The organism is Pantoea sp. CFCC18177, assembly GCF_059412425.1.
On record NZ_JBNBPL010000027.1, the window covers coordinates 1 to 16,689 of the forward strand.

At 54.4% G+C, this 16,689-nt stretch carries 16 protein-coding genes; 11 read left to right on the plus strand and 5 right to left on the minus strand.

The genetic code is table 11. The features are described from left to right. Positions 1-177 precede the first annotated feature (177 nt). From yjfF to ytfQ, 4 genes are read right to left on the minus strand one after another with little or no spacing between them, the layout of a single operon-like run. Entirely contained in the window at positions 178-1,164 is a 987-nt protein-coding gene (yjfF, locus tag ACPUC8_RS21445) for a galactofuranose ABC transporter, permease protein YjfF (protein ID WP_039331005.1), read from the minus strand. Then, the gene (gene ytfT, locus ACPUC8_RS21450; RefSeq protein ID WP_039331006.1) at positions 1,161-2,177 is read right to left on the minus strand and encodes a galactofuranose ABC transporter, ATP-binding protein YtfT; all 1,017 of its coding nucleotides are present in this window, start codon (positions 2,175-2,177) and stop codon (positions 1,161-1,163) included. The genes yjfF and ytfT overlap by 4 nt, the downstream gene beginning before the upstream one ends. Then, positions 2,170-3,690, minus strand: coding sequence for a sugar ABC transporter ATP-binding protein (locus ACPUC8_RS21455; protein ID WP_039331007.1), 1,521 nt, complete (start codon positions 3,688-3,690; stop codon positions 2,170-2,172). Before ACPUC8_RS21455 ends, ytfT begins: the two co-directional genes overlap by 8 nt. Before the next feature lie 56 nt (positions 3,691-3,746). Further along, positions 3,747-4,703: a galactofuranose ABC transporter, galactofuranose-binding protein YtfQ gene (ytfQ, locus tag ACPUC8_RS21460; protein ID WP_039331008.1), complete on the minus strand. Its 957-nt coding sequence runs from the start codon at positions 4,701-4,703 to the stop codon at positions 3,747-3,749. A 675-nt stretch (positions 4,704-5,378) separates the two neighbouring features. Between ytfQ and ydgT the strand changes: the two genes are divergently transcribed. The 10 genes from ydgT (at position 5,379) to ACPUC8_RS21510 (ending at position 13,751) form a co-directional block, all read left to right on the plus strand. Further along, on the plus strand, positions 5,379-5,594 hold the full coding sequence (ydgT, locus tag ACPUC8_RS21465; RefSeq protein WP_039331009.1) for a transcription modulator YdgT: 216 nt from the start codon (positions 5,379-5,381) through the stop codon (positions 5,592-5,594). Between the two features lie 101 nt (positions 5,595-5,695). After that, on the plus strand, positions 5,696-6,139 hold the full coding sequence (locus ACPUC8_RS21470) for a DUF2569 domain-containing protein (protein WP_039331010.1): 444 nt from the start codon (positions 5,696-5,698) through the stop codon (positions 6,137-6,139). 123 nt (positions 6,140-6,262) lie between these two features. Then, a complete protein-coding gene (gene rsxA, locus ACPUC8_RS21475; RefSeq protein ID WP_039331012.1) occupies positions 6,263-6,844 on the plus strand; it encodes an electron transport complex subunit RsxA in 582 nt (193 codons plus the stop codon). Then, a complete protein-coding gene (rsxB, locus tag ACPUC8_RS21480; RefSeq protein WP_039331013.1) occupies positions 6,844-7,422 on the plus strand; it encodes an electron transport complex subunit RsxB in 579 nt (192 codons plus the stop codon). Before rsxA ends, rsxB begins: the two co-directional genes overlap by 1 nt. Beyond that, positions 7,415-9,757 (plus strand): electron transport complex subunit RsxC, encoded by a 2,343-nt coding sequence (gene rsxC / locus ACPUC8_RS21485; RefSeq protein ID WP_494927278.1) that lies wholly within the window; start codon positions 7,415-7,417, stop codon positions 9,755-9,757. Before rsxB ends, rsxC begins: the two co-directional genes overlap by 8 nt. Beyond that, the gene (gene rsxD, locus ACPUC8_RS21490) at positions 9,758-10,816 is read left to right on the plus strand and encodes an electron transport complex subunit RsxD (protein WP_494927279.1); all 1,059 of its coding nucleotides are present in this window, start codon (positions 9,758-9,760) and stop codon (positions 10,814-10,816) included. Between the two features lie 2 nt (positions 10,817-10,818). Beyond that, a complete protein-coding gene (gene rsxG / locus ACPUC8_RS21495) occupies positions 10,819-11,451 on the plus strand; it encodes an electron transport complex subunit RsxG (RefSeq protein ID WP_494927280.1) in 633 nt (210 codons plus the stop codon). Beyond that, complete coding sequence (locus ACPUC8_RS21500; protein ID WP_039336862.1) at positions 11,448-12,149, plus strand: electron transport complex subunit E; 702 nt, start codon at positions 11,448-11,450, stop codon at positions 12,147-12,149. Before rsxG ends, ACPUC8_RS21500 begins: the two co-directional genes overlap by 4 nt. Continuing rightward, on the plus strand, positions 12,146-12,781 hold the full coding sequence (gene nth / locus ACPUC8_RS21505) for an endonuclease III (protein WP_039336861.1): 636 nt from the start codon (positions 12,146-12,148) through the stop codon (positions 12,779-12,781). Before ACPUC8_RS21500 ends, nth begins: the two co-directional genes overlap by 4 nt. Further along, on the plus strand, positions 12,753-13,751 hold the full coding sequence (locus ACPUC8_RS21510; RefSeq protein WP_494927281.1) for a zinc-dependent alcohol dehydrogenase family protein: 999 nt from the start codon (positions 12,753-12,755) through the stop codon (positions 13,749-13,751). Before nth ends, ACPUC8_RS21510 begins: the two co-directional genes overlap by 29 nt. A gap of 27 nt (positions 13,752-13,778) precedes the next feature. Here the strand turns inward: ACPUC8_RS21510 and ACPUC8_RS21515 are convergent, their stop codons facing one another. Then, positions 13,779-14,468, minus strand: coding sequence for a CTP synthase C-terminal region-related (seleno)protein (locus ACPUC8_RS21515; RefSeq protein WP_039336860.1), 690 nt, complete (start codon positions 14,466-14,468; stop codon positions 13,779-13,781). A 652-nt stretch (positions 14,469-15,120) separates the two neighbouring features. Between ACPUC8_RS21515 and dtpA the strand changes: the two genes are divergently transcribed. Beyond that, positions 15,121-16,629: a dipeptide/tripeptide permease DtpA gene (gene dtpA, locus ACPUC8_RS21520; RefSeq protein WP_039336859.1), complete on the plus strand. Its 1,509-nt coding sequence runs from the start codon at positions 15,121-15,123 to the stop codon at positions 16,627-16,629. Positions 16,630-16,689: the final 60 nt, after the last annotated feature.

Genomic DNA, 16,689 nt, shown 5'->3' on the forward strand with positions numbered 1-16,689 from the left:
GAAGGCCAGCCCGAAGAGCAAAGCGTCCGCCGCCGGGATGCGGCGGCCGATCTGCATGGATGCGAGATTCCTTTGCGATCGGGCTGGCCTTTATGGGGCCGGGCACGATACCCGCAGCAACCCCAGCCAAACCCAGCAACAAGTGCGCATAAATGCACACCCTACGAGGCCATACACTCACGACGTCAGGCGTTTAACCGGTGCATTCTTCTGGCGATCCCACATCACGGTCAGCAAACGCTGCAACGCGATAAAGGCAAACAGCAGAATACCGATGGCAATCTTCGTCCACCACGAACTCAGCGTCCCGTCGAAGTTAATCCAGGTCTGAATCAACCCCTGAATCAACACCCCAAACAGCGTGCCGAGCACCGTACCGACACCGCCCGAAAGAAGCGTACCGCCGATCACCACTGAAGCAATCGCATCCAACTCCACGCCCAAACCCGCCAGCGCATAACCTGCGGAGGTATAAATTGAAAACACAATCCCCGCTAAAGTCGCCAGTGTCGTCGAAAGCATATAGATCTTAATGGTGGTCGCTCGGGTGGACACCCCCATCAACTGTGCAGACGTCAAATTACCGCCGATGGCATAAACCTGATTACCAAACCGGGTACGATGCGCGAGGATAATTCCCCCCACCACGACCACCAGCATAATCACCGCCAACAGGCTCAGCCTTCCACCGCCGGGGATCTTCCACGCCAGACTCGACAACGTGGTATACAGCGGATGATCGATAGGAATCGAGTTCTCCGACACCAAATAACTACAGCCGCGCAGGAAAAACATCCCGGCCAGGGTAATAATAAAAGCCGGGATCTTCAGGGCATCAATCAGCCACCCCATCATGGCGCCAAACAGTGCGCCCATCGCTAACACAATGGCGAACGCCAGAACCGGATCGACATGGTAATCGCCAATAATCCGCGCCAGAAACACCCCGCTAAAGGCGATAACGGCACCCACTGACAAATCAATCCCGCCGGACAAAATCACAAAGGTCATCCCCACTGCGATAATGCCCAAAAACGCATTATCGGTCAGGATATTGCAAATCACGCGCGTCGAGGCAAAGCCAGGAAACTGACTCAGACAAAACAAATAACCGGCGACAAACACCAGCAGCGTAATCATCAAAGGCAGATGGCGCTTGATCATTTTGGACGTCTCCCTTTCAGCATCGCGATAAAGCGCGGTGATTGCAGCAACAGCACGCACATCACCACCACGGCTTTCACCACCTGATTCAATTCAGGCGGGAAACCTGACAGCAAAATACCGGTATTCATCGACTGAATAATCAACGCACCAATCAACGACAAAACCAGATTAAAGCGCCCACCCATCAGCGATGCGCCGCCAATCACCACTGCCAGAATGGCATCCAACTCCAGCCACAGACCGGCGTTATTGGCATCTGCGCCGCGAATATCTGCCGCCACAATCAACCCCGCCACGGCGGCACACACGCCGCTAATCGCATAGGTTGACATCACCACCAGCCAGCCGGTCACCCCTGCATTGCGCGCAGCGCGTAAGTTAATCCCCACCGCTTCAATAAACAGGCCAAGTGCGGTTTTGCGCGTCAGCAACCACACCAGCAATGCCACCAGCAAGGTAATCCATACCGGTACCGGCATCAGCCACAGCGAACCGCTACCAAACCAGCCCAGGCTATCACTGTTAAAGGTCACAATTTGCCCTTGGGTAATCAGCTGCGCTATACCCCGCCCCGCCACCATCAAAATCAACGTGGCGACAAAGGGTTGAATCTTCAGCAGCGCCACCAAAACCCCATTCCACAAACCGCAGGCCAGCCCAGTACCCAGCGTAGCAAGGATAATAAAGCCCAGGCTGTGTCCTGCTACGGTCAGCGTGGCGGCGGTTGCGCCGGCAATCGCCATCACCGCGCCGACTGACAAATCGATGCCGCCAGTCGCGATCACCAACGTCATACCAATGGCCAAAAGCGCAACCGGTGCCGCGCGATTGAGGATATCGATCGGACTACCGAATAAACGGCCCTCCTGCACATGGATGGCAAAAAAATTGTTCGCCACCAGGCTATCCACCAGCAGCACCAAAATCAGTGCGGCAATCTGTGGCATGCCAGGCGGCAATTTCGGCTTACGCCGTTCGGGTTTAGGCTGTGTCATAGGCGATTCAAGCATGTTGTGCTCCTCCGTCAGCGATGGCATTAACGATCGACGCCACCGACAGCTGCTCCAGCGGGATTTCGGCCACTTGCTTCAGATCGCGCATGATCAACACACGATCGGCGTAGCCCACCAGTTCTTCCAGTTCAGAGGAAATAACTAACAGCGCCAGTCCATCGGCGCACAGGGATTCAATTAAGCGAATAATCTCGGCGTGCGCTCCCACATCGATACCGCGTGTAGGTTCGTCGAGGATCAAAAATTGTGGCTTGGTCACCAGCCAGCGTGACAGCAACACCTTCTGCTGATTCCCCCCCGACAGCAGCTCTACCGGCTGATCGGGGTGCGGCGTGCGGATACCGAGACTTTTAATAAAACGTTCGGCTATCGCCTGTTGTTCACGGCGCTTGATCGGTCGCAGCCAGCCGCGCTGAGCCTGCAACGCCAGAATGATATTCTCGCGCACGCTGGCCGCACCGATAATGCCGTCGGTTTTGCGATCTTCCGGGCAAAAGCCCATGCCAAGATGCGAAGCTTTCGCCGGGGTGCGAATGTGCTGCACTTTCCCTTTGATTTTTGCCGTACCGCGATCGGCACGACGAATACCGAACAGCACTTCAGCGGTTTCAGTTCGACCCGAACCGAGTAATCCGGCCAAACCGACCACTTCACCCGGTCGAACCTGCAAGTTAAACGGCTCGATGGTGCCCTTCTTGCCGTAATCTTCAAATTCCACCACCGGTTGATTGCTGCGCAGAGTACTGCCCTGTCGCTGCAATGCGGTTTCCAGCAGTTCGCGGCCCAGCATCAGTTTGATCAGATCAATTTGCGGCAGCGATGCCGTCTCGCGCGTCGCGATAAACTGACCATTGCGCAGCACCGTGATACGGTCGGTAATGCGATACACCTGGTCTAAAAAGTGCGTAACAAAAATCAGGCTCATCCCTTTGGCTCTTAACTGCGCCATCAGAGTAAAAAGCATCTCCACTTCACTGGCATCGAGGCTGGCGGTAGGTTCATCGAGAATCAACACCTGTGCCGACAGATCCACCGCGCGACAAATCGCAATAATTTGCTGCATCGCCACCGAGTAATGCCCCAGCGGACGTGTCACATCCAGTGCAAAGCCGTAATTACGCATCAGTGCATCGGCATCGCGCACCATTCGCTTGCGATCAATCATGCCGAATCGGCGTGGCTCACGGCCAATATAGAGATTGTCTGCCACCGACATGTTCGGCAGCAGGTTCACTTCTTGATACACGGTGCCAATGCCCATCTGCTGAGCTTCGGCCGTGTTGTGCGGGGAAATGGTTTTGCCATTCAGTGTAATGGTGCCAGCATCACGGGTGTAAACACCGGTCAATACTTTAATCAGTGTGGATTTTCCCGCACCGTTTTCACCCAGCAGCGCCATGATCTCGCCTTTGCGAATACTGAACGAAACATTATCCAGCGCTTTAACACCGGGAAAACCTTTGCTGATGCCTTGCAGCGTCAGGAGTGCGGATTCATCGGAGGTGCTCATCAGGTTCTACCTCGCCTTACGTCATGAAAAACCGCCCCGAAGGGCGGCTGCGGGGATCAGTAACCCATGCCTTTTTTGGTATCGAGCTGGGCCTGCGCAGAATCTGGCAGATACAGTTTCGATTCGGTCTTGATGATTTTTGGCGGCAAGGTGCCGTCTTTCTTGAATTTCTCCAGCGCGTCAAAGGCCGGACCGGCCATATTTGGCGTCAATTCAACGTTGGCATTGGCTTCTCCTGCCAGCATCGCTTTGTAGATATCTGGCACGCCATCGATTGAACCGGTCAGGATATCCTTGCCGGGTTTCAGGCCAGCTTCTTTGATCGCCTGAATCGCGCCGATTGCCATGTCATCGTTGTGGGCGTAAACCATGCAAATGTTCTTGCCGTTGTTCTCCGCCTTGATGAAGCTCTCCATGACTTCTTTACCCTTACTGCGGGTAAAGTCGCCAGACTGAGAGCGGATCACCTTAATGTTATTGTGGCCCGCGATGGCCTCCGCAAAGCCTTTCTTACGATCGATCGCGACGCTGGCACCCACCGTGCCCTGCAACTCAACCACGTTACACTGCTTATCACCCACCGTTTTAACCAGCCAGTCACCAATCAACTTGCCTTCCAGCACGTTATCCGCCGTCACCACGGCCATATAAAGTGACTTGTCTTTCACCACGATGGCGCGGTCTAACAGGAACACCGGAATCTTCGCGTCTTTCGCTTCTTCCAATACCGGTTCCCAGCCCGTTTGCACCACCGGCGCGATAAAGATCGCATCAACACCCTGTGCAATGAATGAACGCACCGCTTTGATTTGGTTTTCCTGCTTCTGTTGACCATCGGCGATTTTCAAAGTGATACCGCGCTTTTGCGCTTCACTTTTCGCCACGTTGGTTTCTGCTGAACGCCAGCCAGATTCCGAGCCAACCTGTGAGAAGCCCACCGTCATATCTGCAGCCAGTACAGATGCGCTGAGTGCTGAACTCACCATGGCGGTCAAGAGTAAACGTTTCCACATAATTTCATTCCTCTGAAGGGAGTGTGCTGTAGGGGTACAAAACGCGGATTAAGCCTGGCGCAAAAGGAAATAAACAAGCGCGACATGCCTCACAAATTAGAATGAATTAAAGGAGTTACGGAATTAGCCCCGTCAGAAGTCGTACCAGCTTTATGGACATTTCACCTGTGATTTATTTCAACTGCTGTTAAATAAAGGTAATAAACAGAATCGGTTATGTGCACAACAACTGGAAGCGATTACAGCTGCTACGTAAAGAATGGTTATGCGCTGTAGACGTGAGCAATGATCAGAATTGTGACTATTCGCACACTATGTGATCGGTGGTTTCAAGAGCCGTGCATTAACTTGCAAACCAACTGGTAATAAATCAGCTAATTATGCGTAGCCTGATAAAGAAATAAGCCATTTAACGGGCTAAAACAGGCAGAAAGAGACGAGATTTTGAGGGTGTGAAATTTTTTCACGCCCCCCGAATATCAAGGGGCAATTTGCCTTAGATACAGTAAGAAATGGGCGTAAAAAAACAAGAAAGGGAGAAAAAATGCCTTTTGATAAACAAATTAGCTCGCCTTGTCTGATTTTTGAATTTTTTTAACGCTGACATATGGACTCTGGCCGTGTGCTCCCTATACTTGGGCACTTCCCAGTACTTTATTTTTTTAAATGGCAATCATGACTGCGCTCGATTACCTGCTGAAATTCCGTAAAGTGAATAATCTCGATAGTCTGGAAAAGCTCTATGACCATCTCAATTATTCGCTGACCGATGATAATGACATCATCAATATGTATCGTGCCGCCGACCATCGCCGTGCTGAACTTGTTTCCGGCGGCCGCCTCTTCGATTTAGGCTGCGTGCCAAAATCTGTCTGGCGCTATGTAATGTAATTGGATTTTCCTGCCTTTTTCTGCACTATTGCGTTGTCCATGTCGGGCGTGCCCCGTTTGGACATAATACGCCTTCTCTTATTCGTTACAGGATCTGCAAGATGACCGAACCGGTGAACCCGCCGCGCATCGCTGGTTGGCTATTACTGCCGCTGGCTTGGCTGATAATGACCATGTTGACCAGTGCCCTGGTGGTGGCGATGTATCTCAGCCCACTGTTCAACACCGAATTACGTGAAACCCTGTTTTCTCACGGTGGTCTGCTATTGACCCAATGGTCGATTTCCCTGCTCACGGCTGGGCTGGTGTGGGTTTACAGTATTTGGGTGTGCTGGATTTTTTGTAAACGTTCGCGCCGCTTACCGCGTCATTACATTCTCTGGCTGCTGCTGACGGTGTTGTTAGCACTCAAAACCTTTGCCTTTACCCCAGTGCCCGATGGCAAAGCGATTCAGACCCTGCTGCTGTCGTTGCTGGCCGCCGCGGTGTTTGTTCCCTATCTCAAGCGCTCACAGCGCGTGAAACAGACGTTTATCCAGCCATAATGGTGCGAGTTTCGTCAGGAATTTAATTCTGAGTGCTCTCAACTGCCGCACTTTTTGTGTAGAGGTTGAGATGCACCTCTCAATTCCGGATAATAGTCGCCTTTCGGCTTCCCAGGTTAAAAAATGACCGATTACTTACTTCTCTTTATTGGCACCGTGCTGGTGAACAACTTCGTGTTGGTCAAATTCCTCGGCCTATGCCCGTTTATGGGCGTGTCAAAAAAACTGGAAACGGCCATTGGCATGGGACTTGCCACCACTTTCGTGATCACCCTGGCGGCGATCTGCGCCTGGCTGGTGAACCACCTGATCCTGGTCCCGCTTGACCTGGTTTACCTGCGCACCCTGGCCTATATCCTGGTGATCGCGGTTGTCGTTCAGTTCACCGAAATGGTGGTGCGCAAAACCAGCCCGTCACTGTACCGCTTGCTGGGCATCTTCCTGCCACTGATCACCACCAACTGCGCGGTATTAGGCGTGCCATTGTTGAGCGTTAATCTCAACCATACCTTCCTGCAGGCGGCGATCTATGGCTTTAGCGCCTCACTGGGCTTCTCGCTGGTGATGGTGCTGTTCGCCGGTATGCGTGAACGTCTGGTGCTGGCCAACGTGCCCGCGCCATTCAAAGGCAACTCTATTGCGCTGATCACCGCAGGCTTGATGGCCTTAGCCTTTATGGGCTTTACCGGTCTGGTGAAATTCTAATGACCGCGATTTGGATTGCTATTGTGGCATTAGCTGCGTTGGGCCTGGTATTCGGTGCCCTGCTTGGCTATGCCTCGCGTCGATTTGAAGTGGAAGAAGATCCGATCGTAGAACAGATCGACAGTATTCTGCCGCAAAGCCAGTGTGGCCAGTGCGGTTATCCGGGCTGTCGTCCGTATGCAGACGCCGTCGGCAACAACGGTGAAGCCATCAACAAGTGTGCGCCAGGCGGCGAGCAAACCATGCTTAAACTGGCTGCGCTGCTCAACGTCGAACCGCAACCGCTGGATGGTGGCGAAGAGGTGCAGGAGCCGATCCGCACCGTGGCGTGGATTGATGAAGCCAACTGCATCGGCTGTACCAAATGTATTCAGGCTTGCCCGGTTGATGCGATTGTCGGCGCCACGCGCGCCATGCACACCGTGTTGAGCGACGTTTGCACCGGATGCGATCTGTGCGTTGCCCCCTGCCCGACCGACTGCATTGAGATGCGTCCGGTTGCCACTACCACGGCCAACTGGAAGTGGAATCTCGACACCATTCCTGTACGGGTGATTCCGGTAGAAACTCATGCTTAATTTGTTAAACCTGTTCCGCAAAGAGAAACTGTGGGATTTTCAGGGCGGTATTCATCCGCCGGAAATGAAGACGCAGTCAAACGGTACGCCGCTGAGTCAGCTGCCGCTGCCTGAACAATTTATCATTCCGCTCAAGCAGCACATTGGCCATGAAGGCGAGATTTGTGTCTCTCCGGGCGATCACGTGCTGCGTGGCCAGCCGCTGACCTTCGGCGGTGGGCGGATGTTGCCGGTGCATGCTCCCACCTCCGGCACCATCGAAGCTATTGCGCCCCATATGACCGCGCACCCTTCGGGTCTTTCGGAACTGTGTATCTTCCTGCGCGCCGATGGCGAAGATCGCTGGACTACGCTCGATCCGCAACCTGACTTCCGCGCCCTGCCGCGTGAAGAGGTGGTGAAGCGCATCCATGATGCGGGTATCGCGGGTTTAGGCGGCGCGGGTTTCCCTACGGCGACTAAATTGCGTGGTGGTCTGCGTGGTGTGAAGACGCTGATTATCAACGCAGCCGAGTGCGAACCCTACATCACCGCGGATGACCGCTTAATGCAGGATTGCGCAGCGGAAGTGCTGGAAGGTTGTCGTATTCTCGCCTGGGTTTTACAGGCAGAGCGGGTGTTAATTGGCATTGAAGATAATAAACCTGAAGCCATTGCTGCACTGAAGCAGGCGTTGGGTGGCGATCGCGAGTTGCAACTGCGCGTGATCCCAACCAAATACCCTTCTGGCGGTGCCAAGCAGTTGACGCAGATTCTTACCGGCCGGGAAGTGCCACACGGCGGGCGCTCCACGGATATCGGCGTGCTGATGCAAAACGTCGGTACCGCCTGGGCGGTCAAACGCGCCATTGTTGATGGCGAGCCGATCACCGAGCGTGTTGTGACGCTGACCGGTGAAGCGATTGCCCAGCCGCGTAACGTCTGGGGTCGTTTAGGCACGCCCGTCAGCCATCTGCTGCATCATGTCGGTTTCACCCCCAGCGCGCGCCAGATGGTAATAATGGGCGGCCCGTTAATGGGCTTTACCTTACCATCGCTGAATGTTCCGTTGATGAAGATTTCGAACTGTATTCTGGCCCCCTCTGCCAGTGAGATGGGCAATAACGAAGAAGAGCAGTCCTGTATTCGTTGCAGCGCGTGTGCCGATGCGTGCCCAGCCAAATTGTTACCGCAGCAGCTGTTCTGGTATAGCCAGGGCGGCGATCACGATAAAGCACGCGCGCATAATATTGATGACTGCATCGAGTGCGGTGCCTGCGCGTATGTCTGCCCGAGCAATATTCCATTAGTGCAATATTATCGCCAGGAGAAGGCCGAACTGCGTGCCATTGACCTGGAGGCGAAACGCACTGCCGAAGCCAAAGCCCGTTTTGAAGCCCGTCAGGCGCGTTTAGAGCGTGAAAAACTGGCACGCGAAGCCCGTCATGAGCAAGCCAAACAGCGCGTTGCCCGCACTGACCAGGGTGAACTCGATGCGGCAGTGGAACGTGTGAAAGCGCGTCAGGCCAAAACCCCAGAGCAGGAGGCTGCCGAGCGCGAAGCACGTCATGCGCAGGCACTGGCTCAGCAAGCAGAAAAACAGGCTGAAACTCAGGCACTGAGCCGCCAGTCAGGCGACCCGCGTAAAGCCGCGGTGGAAGCGGCGATTGCACGCGCTAAAGCTAAAAAGGCGTCTGCGCCGGAGCAACCGGCTGAGGCACCTGCTGCTGAAGCCGATCCACGTAAAGCCGCTGTCGAAGCGGCGATTGCGCGTGCGAAAGCCAAGAAAGCGGCTGCCGCCGCTGAACAACCGGTAGAAGCACCTGCTGCTGATGTCGATCCGCGCAAAGCCGCTGTCGAAGCGGCGATTGCGCGTGCGAAAGCCAAGAAGGCTGCTGCTGCTGAACAACCCGATGAGGCACCTGCTGCTGAAGTCGATCCGCGTAAAGCCGCCGTCGAAGCAGCGATTGCGCGTGCGAAAGCCAAGAAAGCGGCTGCCGCCGCTGAACAACCGGCTGATGCACCTGCTGCTGACATCGATCCGCGTAAAGCCGCTGTCGAAGCGGCCATTGCACGTGCGAAAGCCAAGAAAGCCGCAGCCGCTGAACAACCGGCTGATGTACCTGCTGCTGAGGTCGATCCGCGTAAAGCCGCCGTCGAAGCGGCGATTGCGCGTGCGAAAGCCAAGAAAGCCGCAGCCGCACAGCAGGCCGAAGTGAAATCTGAATCATCCCCTGAAGTGGAGGCTGCTGCCTCTCCTGACTCCGCCGACCCACGCAAAGCGGCAATTGCTGCCGCGGTCGCCCGTGCCAAAGCGCGTAAAGCGCAGCAGCAGCCTTCGACGACTGAGGAATAAATGGCTTTTCGTATCGCAAGTTCCCCTTATACCCATAACCGCCGCAGCACTGGCAATATCATGCTGTTGGTGGTGCTGGCTGCGCTGCCAGGGATGGCCGCGCAATGGTATTTCTTTGGCATTGGTTTTCTGATTCAGGTGTTACTGGCCACAGCCACCGCATGGATCACCGAAGGTACCATTCTGCGCCTGCGTAAAGCGCCGGTCGTGCCAACGCTGAGCGATAATTCCGCGTTACTGACTGCACTGCTGCTCGGCATTAGCTTGCCGCCGCTGGCCCCTTGGTGGCTGGTGGTGCTGGGTACCGTCTTCGCTATCGTGATCGCTAAACAGCTTTACGGCGGTTTGGGGCAGAACCCGTTCAACCCGGCGATGGTTGGCTATGTGGTGTTGCTGATCTCGTTCCCGGTACAGATGACCAGTTGGATGCCGCCTGACACGTTACAGGCGATTAAACCTGGCTTGTTGGACTCGCTCAGTATGATTTTCACCCACCACACGCTGGCGGGGGAAACCATGCAACAGCTGCAACTTGGCGTCGATGGCGTGAGCCAGGCCACACCGCTGGATACGTTCAAAACCGGTCTGCGTGCGGGACACACCGCAGAGCAGCTGCTGGCTGAGCCAATTTACACTGGCATGCTGGCGGGTCTGGGATGGCAGTGGGTGAACCTCGGCTATCTGTTAGGCGGCATGTTGCTGCTGGCGAAGAATGCGATTCGCTGGCACATCCCGGTTAGCTTCCTGGTCTCACTGGCTTTTTGTGCCACCCTCGGTTGGCTGTTCTCACCTGAATCGCTGAACTCACCGCTGATTCATCTGTTCTCCGGTGCCACCATGTTGGGCGCGTTTTTCATCGCCACCGATCCGGTTACGGCATCAACCACCAATCGTGGTCGTCTGGTGTATGGCGCACTGATTGGTTTACTCGTGTGGCTGATTCGCAGCTTTGGTGGTTATCCCGATGGCGTGGCGTTTGCCGTACTGCTGGCCAACATCTGCGTACCGCTGATTGATTACTACACCCAGCCGCGCGTTTACGGCCATCGCAAGGATTGAAGATGATCGAAGCTATTCGTAAAAATGCGGTCACGCTGGCGGCATTTGCCGTGATCACCACCGGCGTGACGGCCGTGGTGAACTATGTCACCAAGCCGACGGTGGAGCACCAAACGGCCTTACAGCAAAAAAACCTGCTCGATCAGGTGGTGCCGACCGATCTGTATGACAACCACATCCAGCGGGAGTGTTTTCTGGTCACGGATGCCGCCGCGTTGGGTAATGATAAACCCCATCATCTCTATCTGGCACGCAAAGGCGATCAACCCGTTGCGGCGGCGCTTGAGACTACCGCGCCAGACGGCTATTCTGGTGCGATTCAGATGCTGGTTGGTGCCGACTTTCATGGCAAAGTTCTGGGTGTACGCGTGGTCGAACATCATGAAACCCCCGGCCTTGGCGATAAAATCGAGCTGCGTATTTCGGACTGGATTAATAGCTTTAACGGTAAAGTGGTGCACGGCGCCGACGATAAGAATTTCGCCGTGAAAAAAGACGGCGGTGAATTCGACCAATTTACGGGTGCGACTATCACACCACGCGCGGTGGTCAATGCCACCAAACGCACTGCCCTGCTGATTGAAACGTTGCCAGCGAAGCTCGCTTCGCTGCCCGAATGTGGAGATGCCCAATGAGTGAAGCCAAAACCCTACTGGTCGGTGGCCTGTGGAAAAATAACTCCGCCCTGGTGCAGCTATTGGGCCTGTGCCCGCTGCTGGCCGTGACATCAACAGCCACTAACGCCCTTGGACTGGGTCTTGCCACCACGCTGGTGCTGACCATCACCAACAGTGCCATCTCTGCTTCCCGACGTTGGGTGCCAGCTGAAATCCGTATTCCTATCTACGTGATGATCATTGCTTCGGTGGTGAGCTGCGTTCAGATGCTGATCAATGCCTACGCTTACGGACTTTATCAGTCACTCGGGATTTTTATTCCCTTAATCGTAACCAACTGCATCGTTGTGGGTCGTGCTGAAGCGGTGGCATCAAAAAGCAGCATCCCGCTCTCGGCGCTGGACGGTTTTGCCATTGGCATGGGGGCAACCTGTGCCATGGTCACGCTGGGATCGATTCGTGAACTAATTGGTAGTGGCACCCTGTTCAACGGTGCCGATCAGCTGCTGGGGCCATGGGCCAAAGCGCTGCGCATTGAGGTGTTCCATTTTGATTCACCGATGCTGCTGGCGATGCTGCCACCGGGTGCCTTTATCGGTTTGGGAATGTTGCTTGCAGGGAAATACCTGATCGATCAAAAGATGAAACAGCGTGCGGCTCATCGTGCCGCTGCCCCTGAAGCCGCACCGCAAGGTGAAACCGGGAAGGCAGTGTGAATAAAGATAAGCGTCTGCAAATTCTCACACGCCTGCGTGATGAGAATCCGCACCCTACCACTGAGCTTTACTTCAGCTCGCCGTTTGAGTTGTTGATTGCCGTACTGCTCTCCGCGCAGGCCACGGACGTCAGTGTCAATAAAGCCACGGCTAAGCTCTATCCGGTCGCCAATACCCCAGCGGCGATACTGGCGCTGGGTGTAGATGGCGTCAAAGAGTACATCAAGACCATCGGCCTGTTTAACAGCAAGGCTGAGAACGTGATTAAAACCTGCCGTATTCTGATTGAGCAACATGGCGGTGAAGTGCCGGAAGACCGTGCCGCGCTGGAAGCGCTGCCGGGCGTAGGGCGCAAGACCGCCAACGTGGTGTTAAATACCGCCTTTGGTTGGCCGACCATTGCTGTGGATACCCATATTTTCCGCGTCAGCAATCGTACCCGTTTTGCACCGGGAAAGAATGTCGAAGAAGTGGAAGATAAGCTGATCAAAGTGGTGCCCTCAGCCTTTAAAGTGGATTGCCACCACTGGTTGATTCTGCACGGTCGCTACACCTGTGTGGCGCGTAAACCACGCTGTGGTTCCTGTCTGATTGAAGATTTGTGTGAGTTTGACGCCAAAACCGAACTCTGACGCATTGCCGCTACCCGAGCGCAACCTCGCGCTCTGGTATCGGCAATTCGGCGATCCTGCCCAAGTCCTGATGCTGGAATCCTCCCCCTTATCCCCGCTTGCCGAGGGGATGCTGCGCGTGCAAATGCACTTCGCGCCGGTTAACGCTTCCGATTTGATCCCGATTACCGGTGCCTATCGCCATCGTGTTGCGCCACCGCTGGTGGCTGGCTATGAAGGTGTCGGCACCGTTATTGAGGCATCGTCAGAGATGCAACACCTTTTAGGGCAACGCGTATTACCGTTACGCGGCGCTGGATGCTGGCAGCGCTATGTTGATATTGATGCGCGGCTTGCGATCGCTGTGCCCAACGATATTCCTCATCAGCTTGCTGCCCGCGCCTATATCAATCCGCTTGCCGCCTTATTGATGCTGCAACAGTGGCCCGTGACCGGAAAAAATGTGTTGATCACCGCTGGCGGTTCTACCTGCGCACAGTTGCTGGCGCAGTGGGCCCTGCGTCAGGGTGCAAACCAGGTGGTGGTGGTGTTTCGTGCCGCCGAACATGCTGTACGTTTGCAGGCCATGGGTATGACGCCCATACAGGAATCAGCGCGAGATGCGTTGAAGGCCGTCAGCGCTGTCACAGACGTGGTGTTTGATGCGGTGGGCGGTGATGTCGGGCAGTTGATTTGGCAACAGCTTAATGAAAATGCGCAGTTTGTCGCTTATGGCGTGCTCAGCGGCAAGCCGGTGCAGGTAAAAGCAGCCCGGCCAGCACTGCACTGGTTCCATGTTCGGCACACATTGGGTGAGATTGGCATGACGCAGTGGCAGCACCTGTTTGCGCAACTCTGGCCGTTGTTGCGTAACAGTGATTGTGGCGAGGTGGAAATATTCCCCCTGACGGAGTGGCGCGCAGCGATCGACTGTTATCACCAGTCGGGTCGAGCACGGAAACCGTTGTTGTGTTTTGATGAGTCAATATAGGGAAGGCCTAAAGGCCTTCCTCTGAGCTTATTGCGCTGCAGCTTGCAGCCAGGCAACAACCAGCGGTGACAAACGGTTTTGTAGCGCCGCACGTTCTGACTGGAACAGCGTCGCGACAAAGAACGGATGGTCGGTCAACTCTATACCGCGTACGTCACCGTCCAAATCCCACGAGATGATATTCAGGTTTTTGCTGGCCAGCGCAGCGCTGAATTCCGGATTCACGCCAAAATTGCAGTGATAGCCTTCATCACTTTCTAATGCACCGTAGGCTTGCGCGATACGCGATCCCGGTTCGAAGGTCACCGTCCCGCGCTGTTCCACCAGCGAACAGGCCAGCGGCGCGATCACCCAGCGCCCCTCTTTGTCGGTTTCCGCGTGGGACGCATCTTCCCAACCCAACACATGGCGCGCGTACTCCACTATCGCATACTGAAACCCCCCGCAGGATCCGAGGAAGGGTTTGTGGTTTTCGCGTGCCCAACGGATCGTGGCGAACACACCTTCATCATTAAGATAGGGGCTGCCTGGCACTACCCAAATGGCATCGTAATTGGCCAAATTGCATTGATCAATTTCAGGGGTGGCGATCCAGTCGGCGGTGACGTGGAGTGAAAGCGATTTTGCAGCGAGCTGAACAGCAGGAGGGATGGCTTGGTGTGCAACGGCATTGGCACGGTAATCGCCGATCAGGGCGACACGAACGGACTGCGTCATGATGACTTCCTTTCAGGGAAAAAACGAGGTTACAGCAAAGTTGAGTCGCTGTCTAAACGGAGTTCGGCGCGATGAATCAGGTTTTCGCATTCGCGCATTTAACTGCAAGCCTACATTTTATGCGGTTAAACCACGCTGTTAACGGTGATTTACTCGCCAGATGTCATCTACGCAAACGTTTACTTCTTTTACTGGTTTAATTAATTCGCAATTATGTGCGCAGGATCAACAAATTAGACTATTGGAAACTTCTGGCTGCGCTTTACGCTCATTAATCAACCTATTGTGCTCAAATATTAAGCTTGCATGGACGTAATGACGGTATAAATAATCATATATAGGGTTATGTTCTGTATAATACCGATTAAGCGGTTTATTTCAGGAAAATGATCCTTCAGATCTCCAGCCGACAGATTTATTCTGATATAATGCCACTCAGCAATATTTAACACTGATTTACAACTTCTTATAACGGCATTAACCCTACCTGTTACAAGTATTTCAGCGTGCAGAAAATGCTTGCCCTGATGGCCTGATTCAGCCAAATTAGGCGCCGTTTTTCCTTTCTAATAACAATGTTGCGCGGGATGACTCAGCCCGACGCAGACTTAATTCCTGTCGTAAAACAGGCTATGTATAAACTGAGGTACACGTGTCAACTGCAAACAAACACACTGACGAGGCAGTAAGCCTCAACGCCTTCAAGCAACCGAAAGCGTTTTATCTGATCTTCTCCATCGAACTGTGGGAGCGTTTTGGCTACTACGGTCTGCAAGCCATCATGGCGGTTTACCTGGTGAAACAACTGGGGATGACCGAAGCGGACTCCATCACCCTGTTCACCTCTTTCAGCGCCTTGGTTTACGGTATGGTCGCCATCGGCGGCTGGTTGGGCGATAAAGTGTTGGGTACCAAACGTGTGATCGTTCTCGGCGTCATAGTACTGGCATTAGGCTATTCGCTGATTGCCTTCTCCGGCCACGATACCGCCATGGTGTACGCGGGTATGGCGACCATCGCCGTCGGTAGCGGCCTGTTTAAAGCGAACCCATCGTCTCTACTCTCAACGTGCTATGAGAAAGATGACCCGCGTATCGACGGTGCTTTCACCATGTTCTACATGTCGATCAATATCGGTTCGCTGTTCTCCATGATGCTGACTCCGTGGCTGGCTGCCCATTACGGCTGGGGCGCGGCCTTCTCGCTGTCGGTTGTTGGGCTGGTGATTACGCTACTGAACTTCCTGTTCTGCCAGCGTCTGGTGAAAAACTACGGTTCTAAACCAGACTTCGCCCCGCTGAATGTCAGCAAGCTGCTGATGACGCTGGTTGCCGTGGTGGTCCTGATTGCCATCGCCGCCTGGCTGTTGCATCACCAGAGCATCGCGCGTATGGCGCTGGGCGTGATTGCCATCGGTATCGTGCTGGTGTTTGCCAAGGAAGCCTTTGCGCTGAGAGGCGCCGCACGTCGTAAAATGATCGTCGCCTTCCTGTTGATGCTGGAAGCGATTGTTTTCTTCGTGTTGTACATGCAGATGCCAACCTCGCTGAACTTCTTTGCCATCCGCAACGTTGAGCATGCGATTCTGGGTATCACCTTTGAGCCAGAGCAGTTCCAGGCGCTGAACCCGTTCTGGATCATGCTGGCGAGCCCGATTCTGGCTGCGGTTTATAACAAGCTGGGCGACAAACTGCCGATGCCACACAAATTCGCGATTGGTATGGTGTTGTGTTCTGCCGCCTTCCTGGTGTTGCCGTTTGGCGCCAAATTCGCTAACGATGCCGGTATCGTTTCAGTTAACTGGTTAATCATCAGTTATGCGCTGCAGAGTATTGGCGAGTTGATGATTTCGGGTCTGGGTCTGGCGATGGTTGCACAGCTGGTACCACAGCGTCTGATGGGCTTCATCATGGGTTCATGGTTCCTGACCACCGCTGGCGCAGCAATGATTGCCGGTAAAGTGGCCAACCTGATGGCAGTACCAAATGATGTGACTGACCCACATGCCTCGCTGGCTGTGTATAGCCACGTGTTCCAGCAGATTGGTATCGCTACAGGCGCTATCGCCATCCTGATGCTGATCACTGCGCCACTGCTGAATCGCATGACGCAAAATGATGCTACTCAACCGGAACTGAAAAGCGCTAACGCCAATCAGTAATAAGGTTTGAGACCAGAAAGCCGGGCAAATGCCCGGCTTTTTAACATCCCCCGCCTTTTC

Bases quoted from the DNA above. Each gene is read 5' to 3' on its own strand.
- yjfF (WP_039331005.1), bottom strand. From the start codon at position 1,164: ATGATCAAGCGCCATCTGCCTTTGATGATTACGCTGCTGGTGTTTGTC.
- ytfT (WP_039331006.1), bottom strand. From the start codon at position 2,177: ATGCTTGAATCGCCTATGACACAGCCTAAACCCGAACGGCGTAAGCCG.
- ACPUC8_RS21455 (WP_039331007.1), bottom strand. From the start codon at position 3,690: ATGAGCACCTCCGATGAATCCGCACTCCTGACGCTGCAAGGCATCAGC.
- ytfQ (WP_039331008.1), bottom strand. From the start codon at position 4,703: ATGTGGAAACGTTTACTCTTGACCGCCATGGTGAGTTCAGCACTCAGC.
- ydgT (WP_039331009.1), top strand. From the start codon at position 5,379: ATGACTGCGCTCGATTACCTGCTGAAATTCCGTAAAGTGAATAATCTC.
- ACPUC8_RS21470 (WP_039331010.1), top strand. From the start codon at position 5,696: ATGACCGAACCGGTGAACCCGCCGCGCATCGCTGGTTGGCTATTACTG.
- rsxA (WP_039331012.1), top strand. From the start codon at position 6,263: ATGACCGATTACTTACTTCTCTTTATTGGCACCGTGCTGGTGAACAAC.
- rsxB (WP_039331013.1), top strand. From the start codon at position 6,844: ATGACCGCGATTTGGATTGCTATTGTGGCATTAGCTGCGTTGGGCCTG.
- rsxC (WP_494927278.1), top strand. From the start codon at position 7,415: ATGCTTAATTTGTTAAACCTGTTCCGCAAAGAGAAACTGTGGGATTTT.
- rsxD (WP_494927279.1), top strand. From the start codon at position 9,758: ATGGCTTTTCGTATCGCAAGTTCCCCTTATACCCATAACCGCCGCAGC.
- rsxG (WP_494927280.1), top strand. From the start codon at position 10,819: ATGATCGAAGCTATTCGTAAAAATGCGGTCACGCTGGCGGCATTTGCC.
- ACPUC8_RS21500 (WP_039336862.1), top strand. From the start codon at position 11,448: ATGAGTGAAGCCAAAACCCTACTGGTCGGTGGCCTGTGGAAAAATAAC.
- ACPUC8_RS21515 (WP_039336860.1), bottom strand. From the start codon at position 14,468: ATGACGCAGTCCGTTCGTGTCGCCCTGATCGGCGATTACCGTGCCAAT.